At 73.9% G+C, this 24,870-nt stretch carries 21 protein-coding genes and 1 riboswitch; of the genes, 9 read left to right on the top strand and 12 right to left on the bottom strand.

The window, feature by feature from the left end:
* Positions 1–294: 294 nt before the first annotated feature.
* Both KZQ38_RS13920 and KZQ38_RS13915 read left to right on the top strand, forming a co-directional pair.
* Complete coding sequence (locus KZQ38_RS13920) at positions 295–3,372, top strand: AfsR/SARP family transcriptional regulator (RefSeq protein WP_219442040.1); 3,078 nt, start codon at positions 295–297, stop codon at positions 3,370–3,372.
* A gap of 193 nt (positions 3,373–3,565) precedes the next feature.
* Positions 3,566–4,729, top strand: coding sequence for a chymotrypsin family serine protease (locus KZQ38_RS13915; RefSeq protein ID WP_219442038.1), 1,164 nt, complete (start codon positions 3,566–3,568; stop codon positions 4,727–4,729).
* Positions 4,730–4,778: 49 nt separating this feature from the next.
* Here KZQ38_RS13915 and KZQ38_RS13910 read toward each other — a convergent pair whose 3' ends face one another.
* Both KZQ38_RS13910 and KZQ38_RS13905 read right to left on the bottom strand, forming a co-directional pair.
* Positions 4,779–5,585 carry an ABC transporter permease gene (locus tag KZQ38_RS13910; protein WP_219442036.1) on the bottom strand — a complete coding sequence of 269 codons (807 nt, stop codon included), beginning with the start codon at positions 5,583–5,585 and terminating at the stop codon, positions 4,779–4,781.
* Positions 5,582–6,538 carry an ATP-binding cassette domain-containing protein gene (locus KZQ38_RS13905; protein WP_219442034.1) on the bottom strand — a complete coding sequence of 319 codons (957 nt, stop codon included), beginning with the start codon at positions 6,536–6,538 and terminating at the stop codon, positions 5,582–5,584. The genes KZQ38_RS13910 and KZQ38_RS13905 overlap by 4 nt, the downstream gene beginning before the upstream one ends.
* A gap of 453 nt (positions 6,539–6,991) precedes the next feature.
* Between KZQ38_RS13905 and KZQ38_RS13900 the strand changes: the two genes are divergently transcribed.
* The 3 genes from KZQ38_RS13900 (at position 6,992) to KZQ38_RS13890 (ending at position 11,085) form a co-directional block, all read left to right on the top strand.
* A complete protein-coding gene (locus tag KZQ38_RS13900; protein WP_219442032.1) occupies positions 6,992–8,056 on the top strand; it encodes a LuxE/PaaK family acyltransferase in 1,065 nt (354 codons plus the stop codon).
* 5 nt (positions 8,057–8,061) lie between these two features.
* Positions 8,062–9,429, top strand: a complete 1,368-nt coding sequence (locus KZQ38_RS13895) for an acyl-CoA reductase (protein WP_219442030.1) — start codon at positions 8,062–8,064, stop codon at positions 9,427–9,429.
* A gap of 465 nt (positions 9,430–9,894) precedes the next feature.
* The gene (locus KZQ38_RS13890) at positions 9,895–11,085 is read left to right on the top strand and encodes an eCIS core domain-containing protein (RefSeq protein WP_308258394.1); all 1,191 of its coding nucleotides are present in this window, start codon (positions 9,895–9,897) and stop codon (positions 11,083–11,085) included.
* Positions 11,086–11,184: 99 nt separating this feature from the next.
* Here the strand turns inward: KZQ38_RS13890 and KZQ38_RS36135 are convergent, their stop codons facing one another.
* Positions 11,185–11,316 (bottom strand): hypothetical protein, encoded by a 132-nt coding sequence (locus tag KZQ38_RS36135; protein WP_257901407.1) that lies wholly within the window; start codon positions 11,314–11,316, stop codon positions 11,185–11,187.
* Between the two features lie 184 nt (positions 11,317–11,500).
* On the opposite strand from KZQ38_RS36135, the gene KZQ38_RS13885 reads away from it, so the two are divergent.
* Positions 11,501–12,682, top strand: coding sequence for a sugar efflux transporter (locus KZQ38_RS13885; RefSeq protein ID WP_308258393.1), 1,182 nt, complete (start codon positions 11,501–11,503; stop codon positions 12,680–12,682).
* Positions 12,683–12,691: 9 nt separating this feature from the next.
* Here the strand turns inward: KZQ38_RS13885 and KZQ38_RS13880 are convergent, their stop codons facing one another.
* Genes KZQ38_RS13880 through KZQ38_RS13855 form a run of 6 tightly spaced genes read right to left on the bottom strand, consistent with a single transcriptional unit; the run spans position 12,692 to position 18,617 of the window.
* Positions 12,692–13,462 (bottom strand): ECF transporter S component, encoded by a 771-nt coding sequence (locus KZQ38_RS13880; protein WP_219442026.1) that lies wholly within the window; start codon positions 13,460–13,462, stop codon positions 12,692–12,694.
* Positions 13,459–15,057 (bottom strand): ABC transporter ATP-binding protein, encoded by a 1,599-nt coding sequence (locus tag KZQ38_RS13875; protein ID WP_219442024.1) that lies wholly within the window; start codon positions 15,055–15,057, stop codon positions 13,459–13,461. The genes KZQ38_RS13880 and KZQ38_RS13875 overlap by 4 nt, the downstream gene beginning before the upstream one ends.
* Positions 15,054–16,115, bottom strand: coding sequence for an energy-coupling factor transporter transmembrane component T (locus KZQ38_RS13870; protein ID WP_219442022.1), 1,062 nt, complete (start codon positions 16,113–16,115; stop codon positions 15,054–15,056). Before KZQ38_RS13870 ends, KZQ38_RS13875 begins: the two co-directional genes overlap by 4 nt.
* Entirely contained in the window at positions 16,112–16,894 is a 783-nt protein-coding gene (locus KZQ38_RS13865; protein WP_219442020.1) for a hypothetical protein, read from the bottom strand. The genes KZQ38_RS13870 and KZQ38_RS13865 overlap by 4 nt, the downstream gene beginning before the upstream one ends.
* Complete coding sequence (locus KZQ38_RS13860) at positions 16,891–17,328, bottom strand: SCO2322-related protein (protein WP_219442018.1); 438 nt, start codon at positions 17,326–17,328, stop codon at positions 16,891–16,893. The genes KZQ38_RS13865 and KZQ38_RS13860 overlap by 4 nt, the downstream gene beginning before the upstream one ends.
* A complete protein-coding gene (locus tag KZQ38_RS13855) occupies positions 17,325–18,617 on the bottom strand; it encodes a prenyltransferase/squalene oxidase repeat-containing protein (RefSeq protein WP_219442016.1) in 1,293 nt (430 codons plus the stop codon). The genes KZQ38_RS13860 and KZQ38_RS13855 overlap by 4 nt, the downstream gene beginning before the upstream one ends.
* An 88-nt stretch (positions 18,618–18,705) precedes the next feature.
* Positions 18,706–18,831, bottom strand: a riboswitch (cobalamin riboswitch).
* A 91-nt stretch (positions 18,832–18,922) separates the two neighbouring features.
* Between KZQ38_RS13855 and KZQ38_RS13850 the strand changes: the two genes are divergently transcribed.
* On the top strand, positions 18,923–20,185 hold the full coding sequence (locus tag KZQ38_RS13850; RefSeq protein ID WP_219442015.1) for a cytochrome P450: 1,263 nt from the start codon (positions 18,923–18,925) through the stop codon (positions 20,183–20,185).
* 133 nt (positions 20,186–20,318) lie between these two features.
* Positions 20,319–21,224, top strand: coding sequence for a DMT family transporter (locus tag KZQ38_RS13845; protein WP_219442014.1), 906 nt, complete (start codon positions 20,319–20,321; stop codon positions 21,222–21,224).
* A 6-nt stretch (positions 21,225–21,230) separates the two neighbouring features.
* Here KZQ38_RS13845 and KZQ38_RS13840 read toward each other — a convergent pair whose 3' ends face one another.
* From KZQ38_RS13840 to KZQ38_RS13830, 3 genes are all read right to left on the bottom strand, one after another.
* Positions 21,231–22,397: a 4-hydroxybenzoate 3-monooxygenase gene (locus KZQ38_RS13840; protein ID WP_219442012.1), complete on the bottom strand. Its 1,167-nt coding sequence runs from the start codon at positions 22,395–22,397 to the stop codon at positions 21,231–21,233.
* A 67-nt stretch (positions 22,398–22,464) separates the two neighbouring features.
* The gene (locus tag KZQ38_RS13835; RefSeq protein ID WP_219442011.1) at positions 22,465–23,211 is read right to left on the bottom strand and encodes an IclR family transcriptional regulator; all 747 of its coding nucleotides are present in this window, start codon (positions 23,209–23,211) and stop codon (positions 22,465–22,467) included.
* A gap of 115 nt (positions 23,212–23,326) precedes the next feature.
* Positions 23,327–23,698 (bottom strand): ArsR/SmtB family transcription factor, encoded by a 372-nt coding sequence (locus KZQ38_RS13830; protein ID WP_219442009.1) that lies wholly within the window; start codon positions 23,696–23,698, stop codon positions 23,327–23,329.
* Positions 23,699–23,871: 173 nt separating this feature from the next.
* Here KZQ38_RS13830 and KZQ38_RS13825 point away from each other — a divergent pair, with 173 nt between their 5' ends.
* The gene (locus KZQ38_RS13825) at positions 23,872–24,816 is read left to right on the top strand and encodes a cation diffusion facilitator family transporter (RefSeq protein ID WP_308258392.1); all 945 of its coding nucleotides are present in this window, start codon (positions 23,872–23,874) and stop codon (positions 24,814–24,816) included.
* Positions 24,817–24,870: the final 54 nt, after the last annotated feature.

Below are 24,870 nucleotides of genomic sequence, written 5' to 3'. Positions count from 1 at the left end.
GAATGCCACGGACCGCATTGGGAGCGCTCCCGCACCTGCTGCGCTGGGGATGTGCGGTCAAGGCGGCGTACTGGTGCATCCGTGCCCCCGGCAAACCCGGACGGATTCGTTTTGCCTGTCACCGTCCGTGCATCGAAGGACTTGGTGGTCCGGGCATCGGACGTCTTACCGACCGGTACTCATGAATTGTCGTCGGGTTCCACGGGTGGCCGGTGCACTTCACAAGCTCATCGGCCCGGTGGCCCAAGACCACCCGGACGGAGCAACGCCGGTGGCCGTGGCAGAGTTTGCGCCATGCGGGTGGGGGTGTTGGGGCCGCTGACGGTCGACGACGGTGACGGGCACGCCGTCGGGATCGGCGGCACGCGGGTGCGCGCGCTGCTGGTGCGGCTCGCGCTCGCCGCCGGCCGGGTCGTCACCGTCGAGGAACTGGCCGCCGCGCTGTGGCCGGACGACAAGCCCGCCGACGAGGTGGGCGCGGCGCGGTCGCTGGTGTCCCGCCTGCGCCGGAGCCTGCCCGACCCCGCCGCGCTGCGGTCCGCGCACGGCGGCTACCTGCTGGACGTGCCACCGGACGCCGTGGACGCCCACCGCTTCGACCGGCTCGCCCGCGACGCCCGGCACGCGCTCGCGGCGGGTGACCACCGGGCCGCCCGGCGGCTCGCCCGCGAGGCGCTGGACCTGTGGCGCGGTCCGGCGCTCGCGGACGTGGCGGGCCTGCCGTTCGCCGTCGGCCACCTGGCGGGCCTGGAGGAGGCGCGGCTGGCCGCGGCGGAGGACGCCGCCGAAGCCGGCCTCGCGTGTGGCGAGGGCAGGCAGGTGGTGGCCGAGCTGACCGACCTGGCCGCCCGGCACCCGCTGCGGGAACGGCTCCAGGCCCTGCTGCTGCGCGCCTTGTTCGCGGCGGGCAGGCCCGCCGAGGCGCTGGCCGGTTACGAGGAGGTCCGCCGCCGGCTCGCCGACGAACTCGGCGCGGACCCCGGACCCGAGCTGCGTGCCGCCCACGAGCACGTCCTCCGCGCCGAAGCGCCCGAGCCGCACCGGACCGGCAACCTGCGCGTGCCGCTGACCAGCTTCCTCGGCCGGGCCGACGACCTGGACCGGGTCGAGGGCCTGCTCGCCCGGCACCGCCTGGTCACCCTGGTCGGGCCCGGTGGCGCGGGCAAGACGCGGCTCGCCACCACGGCCGCCGCCCGCCTGCCGCGTGGCGCGTGGCTGGTGGAGCTGGCGCCGGTGACCGACCCGGCGGACGTCGCACCGGCCGTGCTCGGCGCGCTCGGCCTGCGCGACCAGCGCACCGTGGACCGGCCGGTGGGCCGGTGGGACGCGGTCGGGCTGCTGGTGGAAACCCTGTCCCGCACCGAGACCCTGCTGGTGCTGGACAACTGCGAGCACGTGGTGGACGCCGCCGCCCGCCTGGCCGAGGAGCTGCTGGGCCGCTGCCCGGCGTTGCGCGTGCTGGCCACCAGCCGCGAGCCGCTGGGCGTGCTCGGCGAGGCGATCCTGCCCGTGCCACCGCTGGACGTGGACACGGCCGTGCGGCTGCTGGCCGAGCGCGCGGCGGCGGTGCGGCCCGGGTTCGAGGTCACCGACGCCAACACACCCGTGCTGGTCGAGGTCTGCCGCCGCCTCGACGGCCTGCCGCTGGCCATCGAGCTGGCCGCGGCCCGGTTGCGCTCGCTCACGCCCGAGCAGCTCGCGGCCCGCCTGGACGACCGGTTCCGGCTGCTCACCGGCGGCAGCCGCACCGCGATGCCGCGTCACCGGACGTTGCGCGCGGTCGTGGCCTGGAGCTGGGACCTGCTGGACGACGCCGAACGCGATTTCGCCGAGCGGCTGGCGGTGTTCCCGGCGGGCGTCGACCTGGAGGCCGCCGAGCACCTGGTGGGCGAGGACGCGTTCGACCTGCTGACCGCGCTGGTCGACAAATCGCTGCTGCACGTCGTGTCCGGCGGTCGCCACCGGATGCTGGAGACCATCCGCGAGTACGGGTTGGAACGCCTCGCCGAGCGCGGCCTCATGCGGGCGGCACGCGCCGAGCACGCCCGCTACTACCGGGACCTGGCCGAGCGCGCCGAGCCCCACGTGCGTGGCAAGGAGCAGCTCACGTGGCTCGCCCGGCTGGACGCCGAGCGCGACAACGTGCTGGCGGCGCTGCACTTCGCCGCCGACGACGGCGACGCGGACACCGCGATGCGGATCGCGGCGGCCATGAGCATGTTCTGGACGGTGCGCGGCAACCGCTCCGAGTCGGTCAACTGGTTCCGGCTGGCGCTGGGCGTGCCGGGGGAGGCGCCGCCGGTGGCGCGGCTGGTGGTCTCGACGTTCCTGCTGCTCAACGACGCCATCGCGACCGGGTTCCGGAACATGGAGCAGCACGTCGTGGTGGTCCGCGGTCTGCTGGTGGGCGTCGACCGGCAGCACCCGATGGCGGTGCTGGTGGAGCCGATGACCGCGTTGTTCCTGGACGACTCGGACCGCGCGCTGGCGGACGTGGCGGCCCGGCTCGACCACCCGGACCCGTGGACCCGCGCGATGCTGCGGGTGGTCGCCGGCGCGGCGCGGGAGAACGTGGGCGACATGCGTGGCGCGCGGGAGGACCTGGAGACCGCGATCGCCGGTTTCCGCGAGGTGGGTGACCGGTTCGGCCTGTCCCAGGCGCTCACCGCGGTGGCCGAGGCGCACCTCGCGTTCGGCCGGCCGGAGCTGGCGGTGGCCGCGCTGGAGGAGTCCGTGGCGTTGCTGCGGGAGGTCGACGACACCGACGACGCGACGCACGAGCGCATCCTCCTCGTGCACGCCCGGATCCAGCTCGGCGAGCTGGCGCGTGCGGAGGAGGAGTGCCGGGTGCTGACCCGCCCGCTGCCCGGTCCGTGGTCGTCGCGCAGCGAGGCGTTCGCGCGGGTGGTGCTGGGCGACCTCGCACGTCGCCGCGGCGACCTGGCGGAAGCGGCGCGGCAGTACGAGACGGCGGCCGTCGTGCTGGACCAGGCGCCGTTCGTGGTGGCGCAGTTCTCGGCGGTGCTGCTCGCCGCGCGGGCGCACCTGGCCACCGCGCGCGGCGAGGACGCGGCACACCTCGTCCGGGAGGCGGCCGAGCACGCCGTCCGCGGGCGGGACATGCCGGTGCTGGCGCGCGTCGCCGTCGCGGCGGCGGACCTGCACCTCCTGCGTGGCGACAGCACGGCCGCCGCCAAGGCGCTCGGCGCGGCCGAACGGCTGCGTGGCGCGCCCGACCCGCTCAACCCTGAGGTGGTGCGCGTCGCCGACGCGTTGCGTGCCGACCTCGGCGCCGCCGCCTACGACCTGGCCTACGCGTCCGGGGTGGCGCTGGACCCGGCCGACGCGGTTGCCGCGGCGATACCGGACTGATCGATCGCGGGTCACCCGTCGGTGTGGCCACCGTTCTGGTTGGCCACCCCCGGTATCGGGTACTCCGCGGTAGCCGGCGCGGTCGGCACCGTCGTGGTCTCCGAGTGCTGCGACGAGGGGGTGCCCCATGATGGTGACGGGTTGTCGGATCACATCGCGTGCACACCGGCGGTTCGGTGGGGTTCTGGGCGCGGTGCTGTTGATCGCGTCCCTGTCGAGCGCGGTGGCGGTCGGCGCCCAGTCGGTTCCGGCGTCGCCGGGCGAGGTGGTGCCGGGCGGGTTCGGGTCGTGGGCGGAGCTGCTGGCCGTGCAGGCGCGGCTGGACGTGGCGGCCGACCAGGTCGTCGCCCTCGGGGGAGAGGGGTTCGCCGGCACCGTCACCGCCGCGGAGAACCGCGAGCTGCGGGTGTACTGGAAGGGCGTGCTGCCACCGGACACCGCCGACCTGGTGACGCGGTTGCGGGGCGAGGTGCCGGTCAGCGTGCTCCCGGCGCCCTACAGCGGGCGGGAGCTGTCGGCGGAAGCGGCCCGCCTGATCGGGCTGGCGGGTGTGACGTCGGTGGCCCGGGAGCACGACGGCAGCGGCCTGGTCGTGGCGACCCGCGAGGAGGCCGCGTGGTCGGCGTTGTCGAGCGCGGTGCCGCTGCGCCGGACGACGAGCACCCCCGTGCCCGCCTCGCGCGGCGCCGACACCCCGCCGTACTGGGGCGGCGCCCGCTGGAGTTCGCCGACGGGCCAGTGCTCCACGGGGTTCGCGGTGCGCGTCGGCGGTGCGTCGAGGATGTTGTCGGCGGGGCATTGCGCGAACAACGGCGAACGCGCGCGCAGCGGTGGCGGCCTGGACATGGGCGAGGTGTCCGGGAAGGACGAGGGGCACGACCGCCTGCTGATCCACGCCGACTCCGCGGGCCGGGTCTACGACGGCGGCGTCGGCACCGGCGAGTTCTCCAAGGCCGTGGGCGGTGCTCGCGCCAACCACGTGGGCGACTGGCTGTGCACCTCCGGGGCGTTCTCGGGCGTGCGGTGCGGGAGCCGGGTGACCGCGGTCGGCCTGTCCGTCCGGATCCAGCGGCCCGACGGCACCGAGTACGTGATCAGCCCGGTCGCCGCGGCCGAGCAGGTCGACCGGCTCGGCGCGGTCGGCAACGGCGACAGCGGCGGCCCGGTGTTCGACCTGTCCGGGCCCGACCCGGACCACCCGATCGCCAAGGGCACGCTGTCCGCCATCGACCTGAGCGCCGAAGCGCTCTGCCAGGGCGTGCCCGCCGGCGAGGGGAGGCGGTGCGCGTGGCGGTTCTTCCACATCGACGTCGTCGACTCGCTCACCGCCTACAACGCCACCATCGCCACCGGATGACGACGTCGATGGGTTCGCCCCGAACGAGGCGAACCCGTCGACGTGGTGATCAGGTGCGGCGGCGGTAGGCACGCACCGCCAGCGGGCCGAACACCAGCACGAACACCGCCGACCAGAACAACGACCACAGCACCGGGCCCGCCACCGGCCCGCCGAGCAGCAACCCGCGCGACGCGTCCATCACGTGCGACACCGGGTTCACCGCCACCCACGACCGCAGCCAGTCCGGCATGGTCGCGGCGGGCGCGATCATGCTCGTGCCGAACGTCAGCGGGAACAAGGCGAGGAACGCGATGCCCTGCACCGCGCCCGGTTCCCGGGCCAGCATCCCGACCAGCACGAACGCCCAGCTCAGGGAGAACGCGAAGAGGATCACCAGCAGGCACGCGGCGAGCGCGGACAGCAGGTCGGTCTCCACCCGGAAGCCCAGCACGTAGCCGAACGCGAACAACGACACGACCGCCACGACGTACCGGATGAGGTCGCCCAGCACCGAGCCGATCAGCGGCGCGGACCGCCCGATCGGCAGGCTGCGGAACCGGTCGAACACGCCCTTGCGGATGTCGGTGTTCAGGTTGACGCCGGTCGCCATGCCGCCGAAGACCGTGGTCTGCACCATGATCGCGGGCAGCAGCAGTTGCAGGTAGTCGTGCGTCGAGCCGGACACCGCGCCGCCCAGCAGGTACACGAAGACGACCACGAACACGACCGGCTGCAACGTCACGTCGAGCAGCTGCTCCGGCGAGCGCAGGGTTTTGATCAGGCTGCGCCTGGCCAGCGCGAGGCTGTGCCGGACCAGCCCGAACGGCCGCGGCGCGACCGGCGCGGGCAGGACCCGCTCCGCGGTGATCGTCACGCCGCCACCTCCTCGGCGCGCTCCGTGTGCTGCCCGGTGAGGCTGAAGAACACCTCGTCCAGGCTGGGCAGCCGCAGCGACAGCTCGGTCACCCCGATGCCCAGCAGGTCCAGCCGCTTCACCACCTCGGTGAACGCGGCGTCGCCGTCCACCGGCACGGTCACCACACCCCGGCTCGGCGACTCCGGCTGGTGGCCGGACACGGCCGCCAGCACACCGGCGGCGTCGGCGAGCCGGGCCGGGTCGGCGGGCCGCACCAGGATCGTCTGGCCGCCGACGACCGCCTTCAGCGACGCGGGCGTGCCGTGCGCGATGACCCGGCCGTGGTCGATCACGGAGATCTCGTCGGCCAGGGCGTCGGCCTCCTCCAGGTACTGCGTGGTGAGCAGCACGGTCGCGCCGTCCGCCACCAGCGACCGCACCTGGTTCCAGATGTCGTCGCGCTTGGCCGGGTCCAGACCGGTGGTCGGCTCGTCCAGGTAGATCACGTCGGGTCGCCCGACCAGGCTCGCCGCCAGGTCCAGGCGCCGCCGCATCCCGCCGGAGTAGGTCTTGGCGGGCCGGCCCGCCGCCTCGGTCAGGTCGAACTCCGCCAGCAGCTCGGCGGCACGCACCTTCGCCTCGGCGGTGCGCAGGTTCAGCAGCTGCCCGATCAGCACCAGGTTCTGGGTGCCGGTCAGGTCCTCGTCCACCGACGCGTACTGCCCGGTCAACCCGATCATCCGGCGGACCCGCGCGGCGTGCCGCACCACGTCCAGCCCGCCCACGGTGGCCCGCCCGCCGTCCGGGCGCAGCAGCGTCGCGAGGATGCGGACCGCCGTGGTCTTGCCCGCCCCGTTGGGTCCCAGCACGCCCAGGACCGTGCCCGGTCGCGCGGCCAGGTCGATCCCGGCCAGGGCGGTGGTCTTGCCGTACCGCTTGACCAGCCCCTCCGCCTCGAAGGCGTGTTCCATCTCGTTCCTCCACCTCGTGTTGTCCGGCCAAGGGTGCGGGGCGGGCGTGTCATCGGGTGGGCAGGCGCGTGTCAGGTGCTGTCATCCGCCTGCCGGCGTGGCACGTGGTCCGGACCTCCGGGTGACCGCAGGTGGTCGGCGGCACCGCGGTCGGTGGGACCACGCGTCCGCGCGGATGTCGGTCTTCGGGCCACAACCGTTGGCGTGCAACGGAAAACGGTTGCCGAACGGCGAAGTGAGACGATCGGTCGCTCTCCGTGCCCGCGGTTCGCGGGGGTGGTGCGTTCCGGGGACGGCGCTTGTTGATGTCCGGGCGCCGTTGTAGCGTGCGCGTCGTCGCTGCCCGGCCGGGACGGGGACACCGGGGCGCCGTTGGTGCGCCTCATTGGGATGTGTCACCGGTTCTGCCCGACTCACCGTCGGGCTCTCTCGACCACCGCATGGAGGCAGTCGATGACCGTTGCGCACGACGACCCGTACGTGCGACGGCTGTTCGAGGAGATGGCGGCGCTCGTCACCGACCGCGTCGGCGACCCGGACGCGATCCACGGGCAGCTCACCGAACTGGCCGCGACCAACGCGCCGGACGTGGCCCGGTACTGGAAGCAGGTCGGTGCCGGCGTGGGCGTGCCCGACACGGCCTACAAGGACGGCGGACCGCACCTGTTCCCGGACGCGCCCGCCGTGCGCGTGTTCCGGACCAGCGGCACCTCCGGGTCGGTCCGCGGCAGCGTCCGCTACAGCGGGCTCGGCCTGGAGCTGAAGAACCTGGCCGTCCGCGCCAACGGCCGCCGCCACCTGCTGTCCGGCGGCGTGAAGCCGGTCGTGGTGCGGGTCGCGCCGACCGAGGAGGCCGCGCCGGACATGGCCGTCGCGTTCGACATGGCCCGGTTGCAGGAGGAGTGCGGCGATCCCGCGTTGAGCACGTCCGTGATCGGCCCGGACGGCGTCGACTACGCGTTGCTGGAGAAGACTTTGGACGCGGCGGTCGCCGAGGGGCTGCCGGTGGTGATGGCGGGCCCGAGCTTCGCGTACGTCAACATCTGCGACCGCCTGGAGAGCGAGGGCAGGCGGTGGGAGCTGCCCGCCGGGTCCCGCATGTACGACGGCGGCGGATTCAAGGGGCGGTCGCGCGTGATGCGGGTGGACGACCTGCGGGCCAAGGTGCGCCGCACGTTCGGCATCCGGGAGTTCGACAACATCTTCGGGATGACCGAACTGGCCAACCAGCTCTACGACGCGGCGGACGTCCCGGTGGGACCGCTGGGCGAGCGGCCCAAGGAGCAGCAGCCGTTCGGCCGCGCCCGGGTGCGCGACCCGCGCACCCGCGAGCTGCGGGAGGAGGGTTCGGGCCTGCTGGAGATCGTCGACCTGTCCGTGCTGGACCGGCCGCACGTGCTGCTGACCGGCGATCTGGGCATCGCGACACCGCACGGCGTCGCGGTGGCGGGCCGCATCGCGGGCAGCACCAGCCGGGGTTGCTCGCTGTCCCTGGACGAGATGACCGGAGAGCGGTGAGCGGCGTGAGCGTGTCCTGGATCCCGTTCGACGGGCCGACCGAGTCGTTCACGCTGGCCGCCGGCGGGCACCGGTGGCGTGGTGAGCGGCCGGTCGACTGGGCCGCGGCGGGCGACCGGCTGCGGCAGGCCCGCCGGCGGCTGCGTGAGCTGCCGGTGCGGCAGGTGGTGGCGGCGATCGACGTGGTCGCCGAGCGGTGGGCCAAGCGCGACTTCCCGGAGCGGCGGGCGGCCGTCGCGGCGGCGTCGCTGGTGACCGGCATGTCGGCGGAGACGGTGGACCGGGCGCTGGACGCCGAGACCGGCAACCTGCGTGCCCCGTCGTTGATCGCCGCCCTGGAGCGCGAGTTGGGCGACCCGGAGGTGCTGGACGGTTTCCGCGGCGGCACCACCGCGATCGGCCCGGACGTCACGCTGGCCGTGTTCTCCGGCAACGTGCCGGGACTGCCCGCGCGGTCGCTGGTGCGCGCGCTGCTGGTGAAGTCGGCGGTGATCGCGAAGGTGCCCGCCAAGGAACCCCACTTCACCGCCGCGTTCCTGCGCAGCCTGCACGAGGTGGAGCCGGTGCTGGCGGACGCCGTCGTGGCGACCTACTGGGACCGCGCGGACGACACCGCCATGTCCGCCGCCCTGGCGCAGGCGGACGCGGTGATCGCGTACGGCGGTGACGAGGCGTGCGCGGCGATCCGGGCGCGGGTCGCACCGCACCAGATCTACGAGGAGCACGGCCACAAGCTGTCGTTCGGCGTGGTGACCGACGGGTGGCTGCGGCAGCACGGCCCGGCCGAGGCGGCACGCCGGATCGCGGCCGATTGCAGTGATTTCGACCAGCACGCCTGCCTCTCGCCGCAGGTGTACCTGGTGGCCGCCGAGCACGCCCGCGAGGTGGCCGAGCACGTGGCGGACGCGATGCGCCGGGCCGCCGCCGACTGCCCGCCCGGGCAGGTCGGCGACCAGGACGCGACGGCACTGCAACACCGCCGGCTGATCGCCGAGTGGCGGGCGGCGTCGTCGGCGGGCAGCGGGGTGTGGGCGGCCGACGGGCTGGACTGGACCGTCGTGCTGGACGACACCCTGCTGCCGCTCAGCGGCGCGGGGGACCGGGTCGCGCGGATCGTCGCGGTGCCGGACGTGGACGCGGCGGTCGACGTCATGCGGCCGTACGCCGCGCACCTCCAGAACGTCGGGCTCGGCGCGGTCGGCGACGAGTTCTGGCGTGCCGCCGGTGAACTCGCGCGGCTCGGCGTCAGCCGGGTCGCCGAGCCGGGTGCGATGAGCCGTCCCGGGATGGCGTGGCGGCACGACGGGCAGCCCCGGATCGCCGGGTTGCTGCGGTGGTGCGACGTGGAGTTGCCGGACGGCGTCGAGCGCTGATCGCTGATCACGCGGCGGAGGGGTCCTTCGGGGCCCCTCCGCCTTGCTGAGCGCGCCCGAGCCCTTCCACGCCAACGGGTTCACGACTGCGGACTCCCGCGAGGGTGCTGATCTTATTTCACTTAATTCCTTCAGTGTCGTCTGAAATGAGCCTCGAGTCGCCGAATCCGCACCCAGCGCACGCCTCACTACCGGCCACGAGCGGCAAGATCCCGCACCGCTGTGGGGTCACCGGGGGCAAGCACACTGCCCGAACAGTGCCCGTCGGGTCCTGTCGACCCGGGGTCCGGCGTTGGTAGGCAGGGGGTGGCAACCCACTGGTCCACGCCCGGAACGGGGACGATCTTGCACGCTCAGGACAAGGTAGAACCGAACCCGCCGCGTGCACCGCGGCGGGTCGCCGCGCCGGCCGGTACCCCGGCGACCGAAGCCGGGGCCTCGCGCCTGTCGCCGGAGACGCTGCCGGTGCTGCAACGCAGTGTCGGCAACGCCGCGGTGGTCAGGATGCTGAACGGCGGTCACGACCACGAGACCGACCCGCACGCCGTGCAGCGGTCCGCGGTGCACAACGTGCTGCGCTCGCCCGGACAGCCGCTCGACGAGTCGACCCGCACCGAGATGGAGGCCAGGCTCGGGGCCGACTTCTCCGACGTCCGGCTGCACACGGGCACCGCCGCCCGGGACTCGGCCGCGGAGATCGGCGCCACGGCCTACACCTCCGGCCACCACGTGGTCGTCGGCCGCGGCGGTGCGGACCGGCACACGCTCGCCCATGAGCTGACGCACGTGCTCCAGCAGCGCTCGGGACCGGTGAGCGGCACGGAGGTCGAGCCGGGACTGGCCGTGTCCGATCCGGGCGACCGGTTCGAACGGGCGGCGGAGGCCAACGCGCACCGGGTCATGGCGGGCCCCGTGCCGCGCGAGGCCGCCGCTGTGGCCCAAACGCGGCGGAACGGCGCGTCCGCGGCGCATGACCACGCGTTCGTCCAACGCACCAACGACACCGCGACCGCCACACTGACCGCGCCGAAGGTGGGAGAAGAAGTCGAGGGACCCTGCGGCAACTTCCGCCGCGATCGGCAATGGGTGGTCGACCCCCCTCAGCAGGGAGTGATCATCCAGGAGGTGACCCGGACCTTCAACGTCGAGCTGTTCGACCCCGACTCCGGCAGTTGGAACCGGATCGAGGGGCAGGCCCTGGACGATTACCTCGCCAACAGCGGTGGCTCGGCCGACGCCCGGGTGAACCGCTACTGGGAGCTGTGGAGGGTCAATGCGCAGGGCAAGGTCGGTGACGAGGGCACGGACACGTTCGGGATGACTTCGTTGATCCGGCATGAAGGGCAGGTCCCGGACACCACCAGGGGGTCGTTCACGATCCGCGGCAGGGCGTACTTCTACCCCACCAAGCGGTTGCCGGCGACACTCGGCTTCAAGCGCAATGCGGTGCGCACGGCGGGGGGTCTGTTCAGCACCTTCGACGAGCCGCAACTGGGCGACCTCACCCCGGCTTCCGGACCGATCACGTACACCGTGACCGCGGTATGGGACAGCACCGACTTCCGGAGCGATGCGGAGAAGGCAAACACTCCAAACGATCCGAAAGACCCGTACGTCCCGGAAGGGGCGTGGAGCGTCGTCACGGAGACGCACTAGAGCGTGGGGCGAGCCGGATCACCGGGCCGGCGAGGGTGAAGGAGGTCGGGTGGGACCGGGTCGTCGTGGCGGGTGGCCTGCCGCGCACCCGGGTACCGCCTAGATGTCCGGATCGGCCAAGGGGTCCGAGCGGCCTCTGCGCAGGGACTCGAAGTGACCGAGGTTGCGGGCAGCGGTCAGGCGGTCGCGCAACCGGGCCACCGCCAGGCGCAGCTCGGACTCGACCTCCACGGGATCGACCTCCGGTTCCGGGGGTCGATCGGCACTTCGATGGTTCACGCGTGTGCATTACCCGACACGGGGCGTGGGCAAACAGGCGTCTCGGTTGGCTGCTGTGACCGCTCTCACGGCCGGCTGGTGGAAATCGGTTTCCGCGCCGGGCACCCGGCCGGTGAGGATCAATCACGTGGCTGTCGTGACTGAAACCGTTGCCCCGTCGGCGCCCCGGCCGTTCGCGCCGTTGATCGCCGTGAGCTTGCTGACCGGGCTCGGGTACGCGCTGGCGACCCCGTTCATGTCGCTGTTCCTGATCAAGGAGTTGTCCGCGAGCCCGTTCGCGGTGGGCGCGTTCCTGTTGACGACGTCGTTGGCGGCGTTGGCGGTGAGCACGGTGCTGGGCCGCTGGTCGGACGCGCGTGCCGTGCGGCGCAAGCTGATGGTGTACGGGTCGTTGGCGGGCGGGGTGTCGTTCGGGCTGTTCGCCGTGGTCCGGAACTACTGGCTGCTGCTGGTGGTGTCGTTGACGCTGGCGGCGGTGGCGTCGTCGTTGATGCCGCAGATGTTCGCGTACGCGCGGCAGGCGTTGGAGCGCACGGGTTCGGCGCGTGCGCCGTTGGCGATCAGCACGTTGCGGACGATGCTGTCGGTGTCCTGGGTGGGTGGCCCGCCGGTGGCGGCGCTCCTGGTGGACTGGTCGGGTTTCCTCGGGCTGTTCGCGGTGTCGGCGGTGGTTTACTTCGTGGCGGCGCTGGTGACGGTGTGGGCGTTGCCGGAGCTGGGTGGCGTGGGGGAGTCCGCGCGACCGGCGGACGGGGCGGGGCCGCGGCGGGAGATCGTGCTCGCCGCGTTGGCTTTCGTGCTGCTGCAAGGCGCGACGGCGGTCGGTGTGTACGCGATGCCGTTGTACGTGACGGAAGTGCTGCACGGGTCGACCAGTGACGCCGGTCTGGTGCTCGGCCTGTGCGCGGCGTTGGAGATCCCGCTGATGCTGGGGTTCGGTGCGCTGGCGATGCGGGTGGATCACCGGGTGCTGGTGCTGGCGGGCGGTGCGGTGGCGTTGGCGTACTACGGCGTGATGCTGTTGACGACGGCCACGTGGCAGGTCGCGGCGGCGCAGGCGTTGCACGCGGTGGTGATCTCGGCGGTGATGGGCGTGGGCATCTCGTACTTCCAGGACCTGGCGCCGGATCGGCCGGGTTATGCGACGACGCTGTACTCCAACACGGCGAAGGTGAGCGCGATGCTGGCCGGTCCGCTGCTGGCGCTGGCGCAGGTGTTCGGCTACCGCAGCGCGTACGGGATCGGGCTGGTGATGTCGGCGGCGGGCTTGGCGTTGCTGCTGCTGGCTCGGCGGCGGGTGGTGAAGAGCACCGCGTGAGGGTCGGGGTCAGTCGAACGCGGCGCGGCGTGCGGCTCGGCGCAGGGTGCGCAGCAGCACGGGGCCGGTGACCAGGACGAGCACGGTGGTGGTGATGGCGCGGCCGACGTCCCAGCCGAGGGAGGTGGCGGTGCTGAACGCGACGAGGCGGACGAGGTTGTCCAGCACGGGCCCGCCGGGTTGGAAGGACAGGGCGGTGCTGCCCGCGGACAACGCGAACGGCCAGAACGACAGGTTGAGCAGCAGGCCGTAGGCGAGCGCCGCGAGTGCGGCGTACCCGGCGAGGAGGGCGAGTTCGGCGCGGCCCCGCAGGGGTGGGAGCAGACCCGCGCCGAGCGCGACCCACGCCGCGCCGAGCATCTGGTAGGGCAGCCAGGGCCCGACGCCGCCGGTGAGCAGGGCGGAGGCGAACAACGTGGTGTTGCCGAGGACGAACCCGAAGCCGGGGCCGAAGACGCGGCCGGCGAGGACGAGGACGAAGAAGACGGTTTCGAGGCCGGCGGTGCCCGCGCCGAGCGGCCGGATCGCGGCGCCGAGGGCGGAGAGCACGCCGAGCATGGCGACGGCCTTGGCGTCCATGCCGCCTTCGCTGATCTCGGCCAGGGCGACGGCGAGCACGAGCGGCAGGAGCAGGGCGAACACCCAGGGCGCGTCGGTGCCGTGGGCGATGCCCGCGTCGGGGGAGGCGAGCAGCGGCCAGCCGAACGCGGCGACGCCGATGACGCCGGAGACGACCAGGGCGAGCGCGGCGCGGGGCCGGACGCGGACGGGGGCGGTCACCGGGCCGCCAGGGCGGTCTCGACGTCGGCGACGGTGAGCCACGGCTGCGGCGCGAGGATCTTCGCGACCTGCGGCGCGAAGGTGGGGGAGGAGGTGACGACGTCGGCGGTGGGCCCGTCGGCGACGACCTCGCCCTCGGCGAGGACGACGACGCGGGTGGCGTACTCGGCGGCGAACTCGACGTCGTGGGTCGCGAGCAGCACGGCGTGGCCGTCGTCGGCGAGGTCGCGCAACGCGGCGGCGAGCCGGGTCTTGGCGGGGTAGTCGAGGCCGCGGGTGGGTTCGTCGAGCAGCACGACGCGGGGCCGCGGGGTGAGGGCGACGGCGAGGACGAGGGCGAGCCGCTGGCCCTCGGACAGGTCGCGGGGGTGCCGGTCGTCGGGGATGCCGGGCGCGAGGGTGTCGAGCAGTGCCCGGCACGTGCCGGCGGTCGCGGCCGATTCGCGGTCGGCCTGGGCGCACTCGTCGCCGACGGTGTGCAGGTACAGCAGGTCGGCGGGTTGTTGGGGCACGAGCCCGACGGCGGCGCGGCGTGGCGCGGGTTTGAGGTCGGCGGGGTCCGCGCCCGCGACGGTGACGTGGCCGGCGGAGCGCTTGCCGGTGCCCTGGAGCGCCCACAGCAGGCTGGACTTGCCGGAGCCGTTGCGGCCCATGACGGCGACGCGCTCGCCCGCGCCGGCGGTGAGGTCGACGCCGCGGACGGCGTCCACCGCGCCGTAGCGGACGCGCAGGCCCCGGGCGCGCAGCAGTTCGGGGCCGGGCCGGGTGGCGGTGCGCGTGGGTGTGCCGAGCAGGTCGCGCAGGGGTGCGGCGCGGCGGCGGGCGTCGCGGACGGAGACCGGCACGGGCTGCCAGGCGGCGAGCCGGCCGAGGCGGACCACGGGTGGTGCGACGGGTGCCGAGGCGAGGACCGCGCCGGGGTCGCCGGCGACGGGTGGCGCGTCGCCGGGCAGCCAGACGACGCGGTCGGCGTACTGGGCGACGCGTTCGAGCCGGTGCTCGGCGATCAGGACGGTCATGCCGAGGTCGTGGACGAGGCGGTGGAGGGCGGCGAGGACGTCCTCGGCGGCACCGGGGTCCAGGGCGGAGGTGGGTTCGTCCAGGACGAGGGCGCGGGGGTGGGCGGTGAGGGCCGCGCCGACGGCGACGCGTTGCTGCTGGCCGCCGGAGAGGGCGGGCAGCGGTCGGTGCCGGAGGTCGGCGAGGCCGAGCAGGTCGAGGGTTTCCTCGACGCGCTTGCGCATGACGGCGTTGGGCAGGCCGAGGGATTCCATGGCGTAGGCCAGTTCCTCCTCGACCGAGTCGGTGACGAACCCGGCCTGCGGGTCCTGGCCGACGAGCCCGACGACGTCGGCCAGGTCGCGTGGCGGGTGGGTGCGGGTGTCGCGGCCGTCGACCAGGACGCGGCCGGTGAGGGTGCCGCCGGTGAAGTGCGGCACGAGGCCGTTGACCGCGCGCAGCAGGGTGGACTTGCCGCTGCCGGTGCGGCCGACGACGAGGCACAGTTCGCCCTCGGGCACGTCCAGGTCCACTCCGGACAACACGGGTGCGGGTGCGTCGGGGTAGGTGACGGAGACGTTCTCGAACCGGATCATGGCTTCTTCCGTTCGGCGAGCAGCACCGGTGCGAGGGCGCACAGCAGGCCGATCGCGGGCAGCACCGGCAGGGTCGGCGGTTCCAGCGGGACGGTGGCGGGGGTGAGGTCGGCCCCGCCGAGGTGGGCGGGCGCGAGGTGGGTGGCGAGCAGGGCGGCGAGGCCGGACGCGACGATCAGCAGTTCGCGGCGTCCCCACGTGTCGGGGCGGTAGCGGCTGCGGCGGACGCGGCGGGAACCGGTCCACAGGCCGGCCACGGCGAGGACCGCGCCGACGACCAGGACCGGCACGCCGACCAGCGGTGGCGAGCCGCCGTCGAGCAGGCCGTAGGCGCCGACGCACAGCCCGACCAGGCCGCCGAGGACGAGGACGCCGGTGAGGGCGCGGGTCGTGGCGGGCAGGCCGGCGCGGCGGCCGTAGCCGCGGGAGTCCATGGCGGCGGCGAGCACCAGGGACCGCTCGAAGGCGTCTTCGAGGACGGGCACCAGCAGCAGCTTCACCGCCCGCACCCCGCGCACGGCGCCGCCACGCAACGCGCGGGCGCGGCGGACCGATTTGGCCGAGGCCACGAGCTGGGGTGCGACCGTCATGGCGACCACGACGGCCACGCTGACCTCGTAGAGCGCGGCGGGCAGCGACCGCAGCAGCCGCTTGGCGTTGGCCAGGGCGTTGGCGGCCCCGACGCAGCACAGGAGCGTGGCGAGTTGCAGGCCCTGGCAGCCGGCGAACACCAGGCCCTCGGCCGTGACGGGGCCGCCGAGCCGGATGCCGCGCGCCCACTCGGGCAGCGGCACCTCGGGCAGGGTGAACAGCGTGGTGGGTCCGCCGATGCCGCCGAGCAGCACGTGGAACACCACGCGGATGCCGATGACGGCGAGCCCGAACTTGAGGAACACCCCGTAGGAGTCGGCCCACGGGGTGTCCTGGCGGCAGGTGACGGCGACGAACCCGGCGACGGCGATGACCAGGCCGAGCAGGACCGGGTTGGTGGTGCGGCCGGCGACGGCGGCGAGCGCCACCGCCCACAGCCACCACGCGCCGGGGTGCGGCGCGCTCATCCCGCCCGGCGGCGTCGGCGCGCCGTGCGGAAGCCGAGCGCGGCGAGCAGGGCGATGACGGCGAGACCGGCGACCGTCCCGATGACGCCGCCGGGTCCGTCGGGGGTGCGTTCGGACGCCACCGGGGTGATCCCCGCCGGCGGTGACGTCGACGTGGTCGAGCCGGTGGACGTGGTCGGCGGTGGTGTGGTGGTCGGTGGGGGTGGGGCGGCGGTGGTCACCGGGGCGGTGGTGGCGGCGGGTTGGTCCGGCTGCCGCGGTTCCGGTGGCTGTGGGCTCGGGGGTTGCGGTCCCGGGGGTTGAGCGCCTGGTGGTTGGGCTCGGGCGGGCGGTGGTTCGGTGGTGGCCGGCGCGGGTGGCGTGATGCCGGGTCGGCCACCCGCGCCGAACGCCCAGCCCTCCACGGCGCCCGGCGCGGGGTCGTGCGCGCTCGCCCCGGTGTCGCTGTACACCCAGGGGCCGCCGGGCGTGCCGTGCCAGTACGACCAGTAGGCGTCGGCGGGGGAGGCGTTCACGCACGGGTCGGTCGCGGGCAGGTCGTCGATCCGGCACACGAAGCCCGCGAACCTGGCCGCCGACCGGTAGCCGAAACCGGCGGCGGCCAGGGCGGTGAGGCCGCTGTCCGGGTCGCCGGCGGCGCACCCGGTGCGCACCCCGCCGCCGAGCGCGCCGAAGTCGACCACGACGGTCACCCCGGCGCAGCCCGCGGCGGCCCCGGCGGGCGCGGGTGCGCCCACCAGGAGCAGGCCGATCGCGGCCAGGGCGGCGGTGAGCCTCACGGTGCGACGGAGGGCGCGGTCCCGGCGCCGAACGCCCAGCCCTCCACGCTGCCCGGCGCGGGGTCGTGGGTGCTCGCGCCGGAGGTGGCGTACGCCCACGAGCCGCCGGGCGTGCCGTGCCAGTACGACCAGTAGGCGGTGGTGGGCGCGCCGTTGCACGGGTTGGGCAGCGCGTTGATCCGGCACACGAAGCCGGGCTGGCGCGGCACGAAGGCGTAGCTGAAGCCCGCGCCGGTCAGGGCGGCGAGGCCGGTGGCCGGGTCGCCGGGCGCGCACGCGGTCTGCACCGCGCCGCCCAGGGCGGTGAAGTCGACCACGACGGTGACGCCGGACGTGCCGGTGCACGGCGCGGCCTGCGCGGCGGGTGACGTGGCGACCACCGCGCCGCCCGTCGCGACGAGCACGGCCAGGACCGACCAGAGCTTGCGGATCATCGCTTCTCCTCCGTGGTGTGACGCTTGCGGGACAGGGCGACGGCGAGCACGCCGGCGGCGAGCAGCAGCACGCCGAGCCAGAGGGCGGGACCGACCACCGCGCCGGTCCGGGCGAGGTCGCCGCCGGCGGCCACCACGAACCCGGCGGTGGTGGTCGTGACCTCGGTGGCGGGTGGCGCGGCCGAGGTGGTCGGGACGGTCGCGGTCGTCGTCGTGGGGGTGGTGGTCCGGGTGGGGCAGTCCGGGACGGGCGCGGCGGGGCGGTCGCCCGCCGAGGAGATGTCCAGGAGGCTCGTGCCGGCCAGGCCGAGGACGGCCTGCGCGGTGGCGCGCACCGCGTTGCCGGGCCGGAAACCGCCGGCGTCGTAGGCGATCGCGCCCGCCGCGGCGTCGCCGCAGCCGACTTGGAGGCCGACCAGGTGCGCGGCGGCGCGGTCGGCGGCGGCGGTGCGCCCGCCGACGCGCAGCGCCTGCGCGGCGAGACCGGTGCTGTTGGCGTTGGGCGCGACCGCGTCGGGCAGGCCGTCGTCGACGAACCCGCCGTCCGCCTGCTGCCGCGCGGCGAGCCAGTCGAGGGCCGCGGTGGCGTCGGCGGCGCGCCCGGCGGCGAGCAACGCCTGCACGGCCATGGCGGTGGCGTCCACCTGCGGCTCGCACCGCGGTTGCGCGAACTTCAGCGGGTAGCCGCCGCCGGGGCAGGCGCCGGCCGCGAGGTAGTCCACGGCGGCGGGCGGCGCGGCACCGTGGCGTTCCAGCGCGATGACCGCGATGGACTGGGTGAAGTTGTTGGTGAGGTCGCTGGGGAAGGACGTCCGGTCGGTGAACCGGCCGGACGGGTCCTGCCGGGCGAGGAGCCCCTGGACGAGGTCCACGCCGCCGAACGAGGTCGGGTCGCCGCCCTGCGCGAGCACGGCCAGGGCGAGCTTCGCGTAACCGCCCGCGTACTGCGAGCCCTCCTCGTCGGAGACGAACCCCTGGACGACGTCCGGTCGGCCGAGCCACGCCAGCGCCTTGGCGGCGTTGTCCTGGGCGACACCGGCCGCGTCGAACGCGAGCAGCGCGTCGATGGTCAGCCCCTGGTCGGGGTAGGCGGTCCCGCCGGCCACGACCTCGAACCGCTCGCCGTCGACCAGTTGGCGGGCCAGCCACCCGGCGGCGGCTTCGGTCGGTGACTTCGCGGTCACCGGTTCGGCATGTGCCGTGCCGGATAACGCGGGCAGGACGGCGGTTGTGACGGATAACGCGGACAGGGTGACGGCGACCGCGACCGCGGTCCGTCTCAACGGCATGGTTCGGCCTTTCCGGGCACGCCGCGAATCGAACCCCGGACAGCCCGTGACGGACCTCCCCGAGCCCCGACCCGTGGACCTCGACGGGTGTGAGGAGCAGCGCACGGCGGGTGTTCGGGCTCACCCCGGATGGGGTCTACCGTTGCGGGTCAGCGCCGGACTTCGACCGGCTTCCCCCGTTTCGCGCGCGATTGCCGATCGTCTGTCAATGGCCATGGCATGTCAATCCGCCTGTGGCGCGATGCCATTCACTCGTACGTACGGTTACCGTCGTCCAGATCAAACGAGGGGAAGAGGGGTGTGGAATGGCGACTCTGGCGTCGGTGCGCGACGGCTTGGTGGCGTGGGTCGCACGGCGTTCGGTGACGCGGTGGGTCATGGGGAAGGTCGGTTCGCGTGCGTTGTCGCTGCTCCCGGACCGGGCGCTGGTCCCGCTGAAGCGGGACGGGCTCGTGCCGGTCGCGGAGCTGGAGCGGATGAGGGAAACCGGGCCGATCCACCGGTTGCCGGTTCCGTTCGGCGTGCGGGTGTGGTTGGTCACGGGCCAGCCCGAGGCGAAAAAAGTGCTTTCCGACACAGATGCGTTCAGTAACGACTACGCACAGCTCGGTGCGGCGGTGGGCATCCAGCAGACGCCGGGTGGTCTCGGGTTCGCGGACCCGCCCGACCACACGCGGCTGCGCAAGCTGCTCACGCCGGAGTTCACCATGCGGCGGCTGTCCCGGCTGGTGCCCCGGATCGACGAGATCGTCACCGAGCGCCTGGACGCGATGGCCGCCGTGGACGGTCCGGTGGACCTGGTCAAGGAGTTCGCGCTGCCGATCCCGTCACTGGCGATCTGCGAGCTGCTCGGCGTGCCCTACGAGGACCGCGACCGGTTCCAGGAGCTGGCGGCGGCCCGGTTCGACCTGTTCGGCGGGGCGAACTCGGCGCTCGGGGCGATCTCCGAGTCGCTGAAGTACATGGAGCAGATCGTGCGCCGCGAACGCCGTTCGCCGGGTGACGGCCTGCTCGGCATGATCATCCGCGAGCACGGCGACGAGGTGAGCGACGAGGAGCTGGCCGGGCTCGCCGACGGCGTGCTGACCGGTGGCTTCGACACCACCGCCAGCATGTTGGCGCTCGGCGCGATCGTGCTGCTGACCGACCCGGCGGCGCGCACCGCGATGCGTGACGACGACCAGGCGGTGGGTCCGCTGGTGGAGGAGCTGCTGCGGCACCTGAGCGTCGTGCAGGTCGCGTTCCCCCGGTTCGCCAAGCGCGACCTGGAGATCGCGGGCGTCGCGGTCAAGGAGGGCGACGTGGTGGCGGTCTCGCTCAGCGCCGCCAACCGCGAGGGCCTGGCCCGGATGGACTTCGACGCCGCCCGCAAGGTGTCCGCGCACCTGGCGTTCGGCTACGGGGCGCACCGCTGCGTCGGCGCGGAGCTGGCCCGGATGGAGTTGCGCGCCGCCTACCCGGCGCTGCTGCGCAGGTTCCCGAACCTGCGCCTGGCCGAGGAGCGGCCGACGTTCCGGACGGCGTCGATCGTGCACGGGGTGGACTCGCTGATGGTCCACACGCGCTGATCGTCGCGACGGGGCGGTGTGCGGTGTCACCCACCGCACACCGCCCCGTCGCGTTTCCACCGTGAAGCAGGGCTTAAGGCAACTCCACAAGCCTTCACTGTTCATGAACGACCGCGTGGGCCACCGTGGAGCCATGGCGAACCGATCAGTGGTGCGGATGGCGGTCCTGGCGTTGGTGTGGGGCTCCGGGTTCCTGTGGATCAAGCTCGCCCTCACCGGGCTCCCGCCCGCGTGGGTGGCCGTGATCCGCTGCGCGCTCGGCACGGCCGTCCTCGCGGGCCTCGCCGCCGCCCGCCGCGAGCGCCCGCCCCGCGACCGGACCACCTGGGCGCACCTGGTCGTCGCGGCGTTGTTCTGCAACGCCCTGCCGTTCCTGCTGTTCGGCATCGGGCAGCAGACCGTCGACTCCGGCGTGGCCGGCGTGGTCAACGCGACCACCCCGCTGTGGTCGCTGCTGATCGGCCGGTTCACCGGCGAGCGCGGCCTGACCCCGGCCCGCGTCGCCGGCCTCGTCCTCGGTTTCGCGGGCGTCCTGCTGATCTTCGCGCCGTGGGAGGGCCAGGACCGGTTCGGCTGGGGCGTGCCGGTGCTGGTCGGCGCGGCCGCCAGCTACGCCGTGGCGTTCGCCTACATGGGCCGCCACCTGGTGGGCCGGGGCGGGCCGATGGCGGTGTCCGCCGGGCAGATGGCCACCGCGACCGGGCTGACCGCGCTCGCGCTGCCGACGGCGGGCCCCGTGCACCTGAACCCCACCGCGGTGATCGCGGTCGTCGTCCTCGGCGTGTTCGGCACCGGCGTCACGTTCTTCCTCAACTACCGGATCATCGAGGACGAGGGCCCTACCAGCGCCGCCACCGTCGGCTACCTGCTGCCCGTGGTGTCGGTGGCCCTCGGCGCGCTGGTGCTCGACGAACCGCTCACCCTCCGCACGCTGGCGGGCATGGCGGTGGTGCTGGCCGGTGTCGCCCTGACCCGCACGACCCGCACCGGCGTCGTGCCACCCCCGGCACCGGTCGAGCCGGCTCGGCCCGACCGGTGAGCGACCTCAGCGACCGGTGTCGTGGGGCAGGCCGACGTAGTTCTCGGCGAGGCTGGTCGCGGCGGCGGTGGAGGAGCACACGTAGCGGAGCTGGGCGAGTTGCAGTTGCGCGTCCAGCTCGTCGCCGGACCTGTGCAGCATCGACGTCATCCACCACGAGAAGTGCGTGGACCGCCACACGCGCCGCAGCGCGCGCTCCTCGTAGCCGTCGAGCAGGTCGGTGCGGCGCTCGGTGAAGAACGCGTCGAGCGCTTCGGTCAGCACCGCGACGTCCGCCACCGCCAGGTTGAGCCCCTTCGCGCCGGTCGGCGGCACGATGTGCGCGGCGTCGCCGACCAGGAACAGCCGGCCGTGACGCATCGGGGTGCTGACGAAGCTGCGCATCGGCGTGATGCCCTTGTCCACGATCGGACCGGTGCGCAGCGTCCAGCCGTCGAGGCCGAGCCGCGTGGCCAGGGCGTCCCAGATCCGGTCGTCGGACCAGTCCTCGATGCGCTCGGCGCGGTCCACCTGGAGGTAGAGGCGGCTCAGCCGGGGCGACCTCATGCTGTGCATGGCGAAACCGTCCGGGTGCCAGGCGTAGATCAGCTCGTCGGTGGACGGGGGCACCTCGGCCAGCACGCCCAGCCAGCCGTACGGGTAGTCGCGCTCCCACGTGTGCCGCAGGGCGTGCGGCACGGTGGGGCGGCTGATGCCGTGGAAACCGTCCGCGCCGACCACGACGTCGGCCTCCACCACCCGCGGCGCGCCCTCCCGGTCCACGAAGGACAGCCGGGGGCGGTCGGTGTCCACGTCGTGCAGCGCGGTGCCGGACACCTCGAAGTGGACCGCGTCGGCTCGCACGGCGAGCAGGTCCTTCACCACCTCGGTCTGCCCGTACACCCACACGGAACGCCCGGTCAGCGCGTGGAAGTCGATGCGGTGCCGCTCGCCCGGCCACTGGAGGTGGATGCCGTCGTGCCGCAGTCCCGCCGCGGTGAGCCGGTCGCCCAGCCCGGACTTCACCAGGAGGTCCACCGTGTCCTGCTCCAGCACGCCCGCCCGGATGCGTGCCTCCACGTACTCCCGTGACCGGTTCTCCACCACCACGGAGTCCACGCCCCGCAGGGAGAGCAGGTGGGACAACAGCAGACCGGCGGGACCCGCGCCGACGATCGCGACCTGTGTGCGCATGGGGTCAGCCTCGGCCGGCCGGGGGAGCGGCGGGTAGTCCCGACTGCCACTGAGTGGCAATCCGTCGTCAGCCCAGGGCGCGTGCGATGCCGCGCGCGGCGACGCGCAGCGGCGCGAGGTGGCGGGTCGGGTCCTTGCGGGTGGCCAGCACCAGGCCGATCGACGCGACCACCACGCCGTCGGCGTCGGTCACCGGCACGGCGACCGAGCACGTGCCCAGCGTCATCTCCTGCGCGGTCCGCGCGTAGCCGCGCCGTCGGACCTCCGCCAGCTCCCGCAGCAGGCGACCGGGTTCGGTGATGGTGTAGGCGGTCACCTTCGCCGCGTTCGCGACGACCTCCGCCACCACGTCCGGCGGCGCGTGCGCCAGCAGCACCTTCCCGACGCCGGTGGCGTGCAGCGGGAGCCGACCGCCCGCGCGGCTGACCAGCCGCACCGAGGACCGGCCGTGCAGGCGTTCCACGTAGAGCGCCGAGCCGCCGTCGCGCACGGCGAGGTGCACGTTCTCGCGCGTCACGTCGTAGAGGTCCTGGAGGAACGGCAGCGCCGCCTCCCGCAGGTCGCCCTGCACGCGGGCCAGCAGCCCGAGCCGCCACAGGCGCCTGCCCACGACGTACCGGCGGTCGGGGAGGCGTTCCAGCAGCTCCAGCGCGACCAGCTCGGCGGCGAGCCGCCGGGTCGTGGACAGCGGCAGCCCGCTGCGTCGGGACAGCTCGGTGAGCGGCAGGCCGGCGCGGGACCCGTCCAGGGCGGAGAGCACGTCGAGCGCCTTCGCCAGCACGCCGCGGCCCGGTTGGTTCGATCCTCCGGCCATCAGCCGACCCCACTGATCATCTATTCTCTCTATAACTTCAGTGTGGAATGAAAAGATTCATTCCACCGGTGATCGACGAGCCGGAATGAACACCTCCACCACCCGCAAGGAAGACTCACCGCCCGGGAAGGCCGTGAGTGTGCGGCACCGCGGGGTCGGAGGGGATGTCGCGGTCGATGTGGTCGGCGTGGAACAGGGCTTGCGCCAGCAGGCCGCGCACGTGGTCGTTCGCGGCGGAGTAGTAGACGAACGTCCCCGCGCGTCGGCCGGTGACCAGGCCGGCGAGCCGGAGCTTGGCCAGGTGCTGGCTGACCGCGGTGGGGGCGGCGCCCGCCAGTTCGGCCAGGCAGGCGACGGAGGACTCGCCCTGGAGCAACGCCCACAACACCTTGATCCGGGTGGGGTCGGCCAGCATCCGGAACGACTCGGCCGCGAGGTGGACCTGTTCGTCGGTGGGCATGTCGAACTCCGGCCGCGAGCTGTGCATGGCGGTCACCCTACCCACCTGTTCCACTTGCTGCGTATCTGCGTGGATGCGCAGATAGCCTGTTATGGTCGGGCGGCACGGTTCGACGTCGCGCGAGCACGAGGGTGGACTTCGCCATGTCCCAGCAGCACGATCACGCACACGGCGGTCTCTGGTCGCGGTTCAGGCACGCGGTGACACCGCACAGCCACGACACCGACGTGGACACCGCGCTGGAAGCCAGTGCCCGCGGGATGCGCGCGCTGTGGATCTCCTTCGCGGGTCTGCTGATCACCGCGGTCGCGCAGGCGGTGGTCGTGGCGATGAGCGGGTCGGTCGCGTTGCTGGGCGACACCCTGCACAACTTCGCCGACGCGTTGACCGCCGTTCCGCTGGCGATCGCGTTCCTGCTCGGCCGCCGCGCCGCCACCCGGCGCTTCACCCACGGCCTCGGGCGCGGCGAGGACCTGGCCGGGTTGGTGATCCTGCTGGTGATGTTCGGCTCCGCGGTCCTGGCGGCGTGGACGGCGGTCGACCGGCTGCTCGACCCGCGGGAGGTGACCGGGCTCGGCTGGGTCGCCGCCGCCGGTGTCGTCGGGTTCGCCGGCAACGAGGTGGTCGCGCGTTACCGCATCGCGGTCGGCCGCCGGATCGGCTCGGCGGCGCTGGTCGCCGACGGCCTGCACGCGCGCACCGACGGGTTCACCAGCCTGGCGGTGCTGCCGGCGGCGGCCGGGTCCTGGGCCGGCTGGGGGTGGGCGGACCCCGCGGTGGGGTTGCTGATCACCGTCGCGATCCTGGCTGTCCTGTGGGGTGCGGCGCGGGAGGTGCTGTCCCGGGTGCTCGACGCGGTCGACCCGGCGCTGGTGGACACCGCCGAGCGGGCCCTGGCCGGCACGCCGGGCGTGCGCGGGGTCGACGCGGTCCGGTTGCGTTGGGTGGGGCACGGGTTGGTGGCCGAAGCGGAGGTCGACGTCGACCCGGGGTTGTCCCTGCGGCGTGCGCACGAGATCGCCCACGACGCGGAGGGCCGGTTGGCCGGTGCGCTGCCGAAGGTGCGCCGAGCCCTGATCCACGCCCACTCCGCCGAGCACCACGCCGGGCCGGTCACCCGTGAACCGGAGGATGTCGTTTCGTGAGGTCCGGGGACCACGCGCGGTCGTGGCCCAGACGGTCGAGCCCGGTGTCCCCTC

The organism is Saccharothrix obliqua, from assembly GCF_019375475.1.
Taxonomy (GTDB): Bacteria; Actinomycetota; Actinomycetes; order Mycobacteriales; family Pseudonocardiaceae; genus Actinosynnema; species Actinosynnema obliqua.
This window is presented reverse-complemented; position numbering and strand designations above follow the sequence as displayed.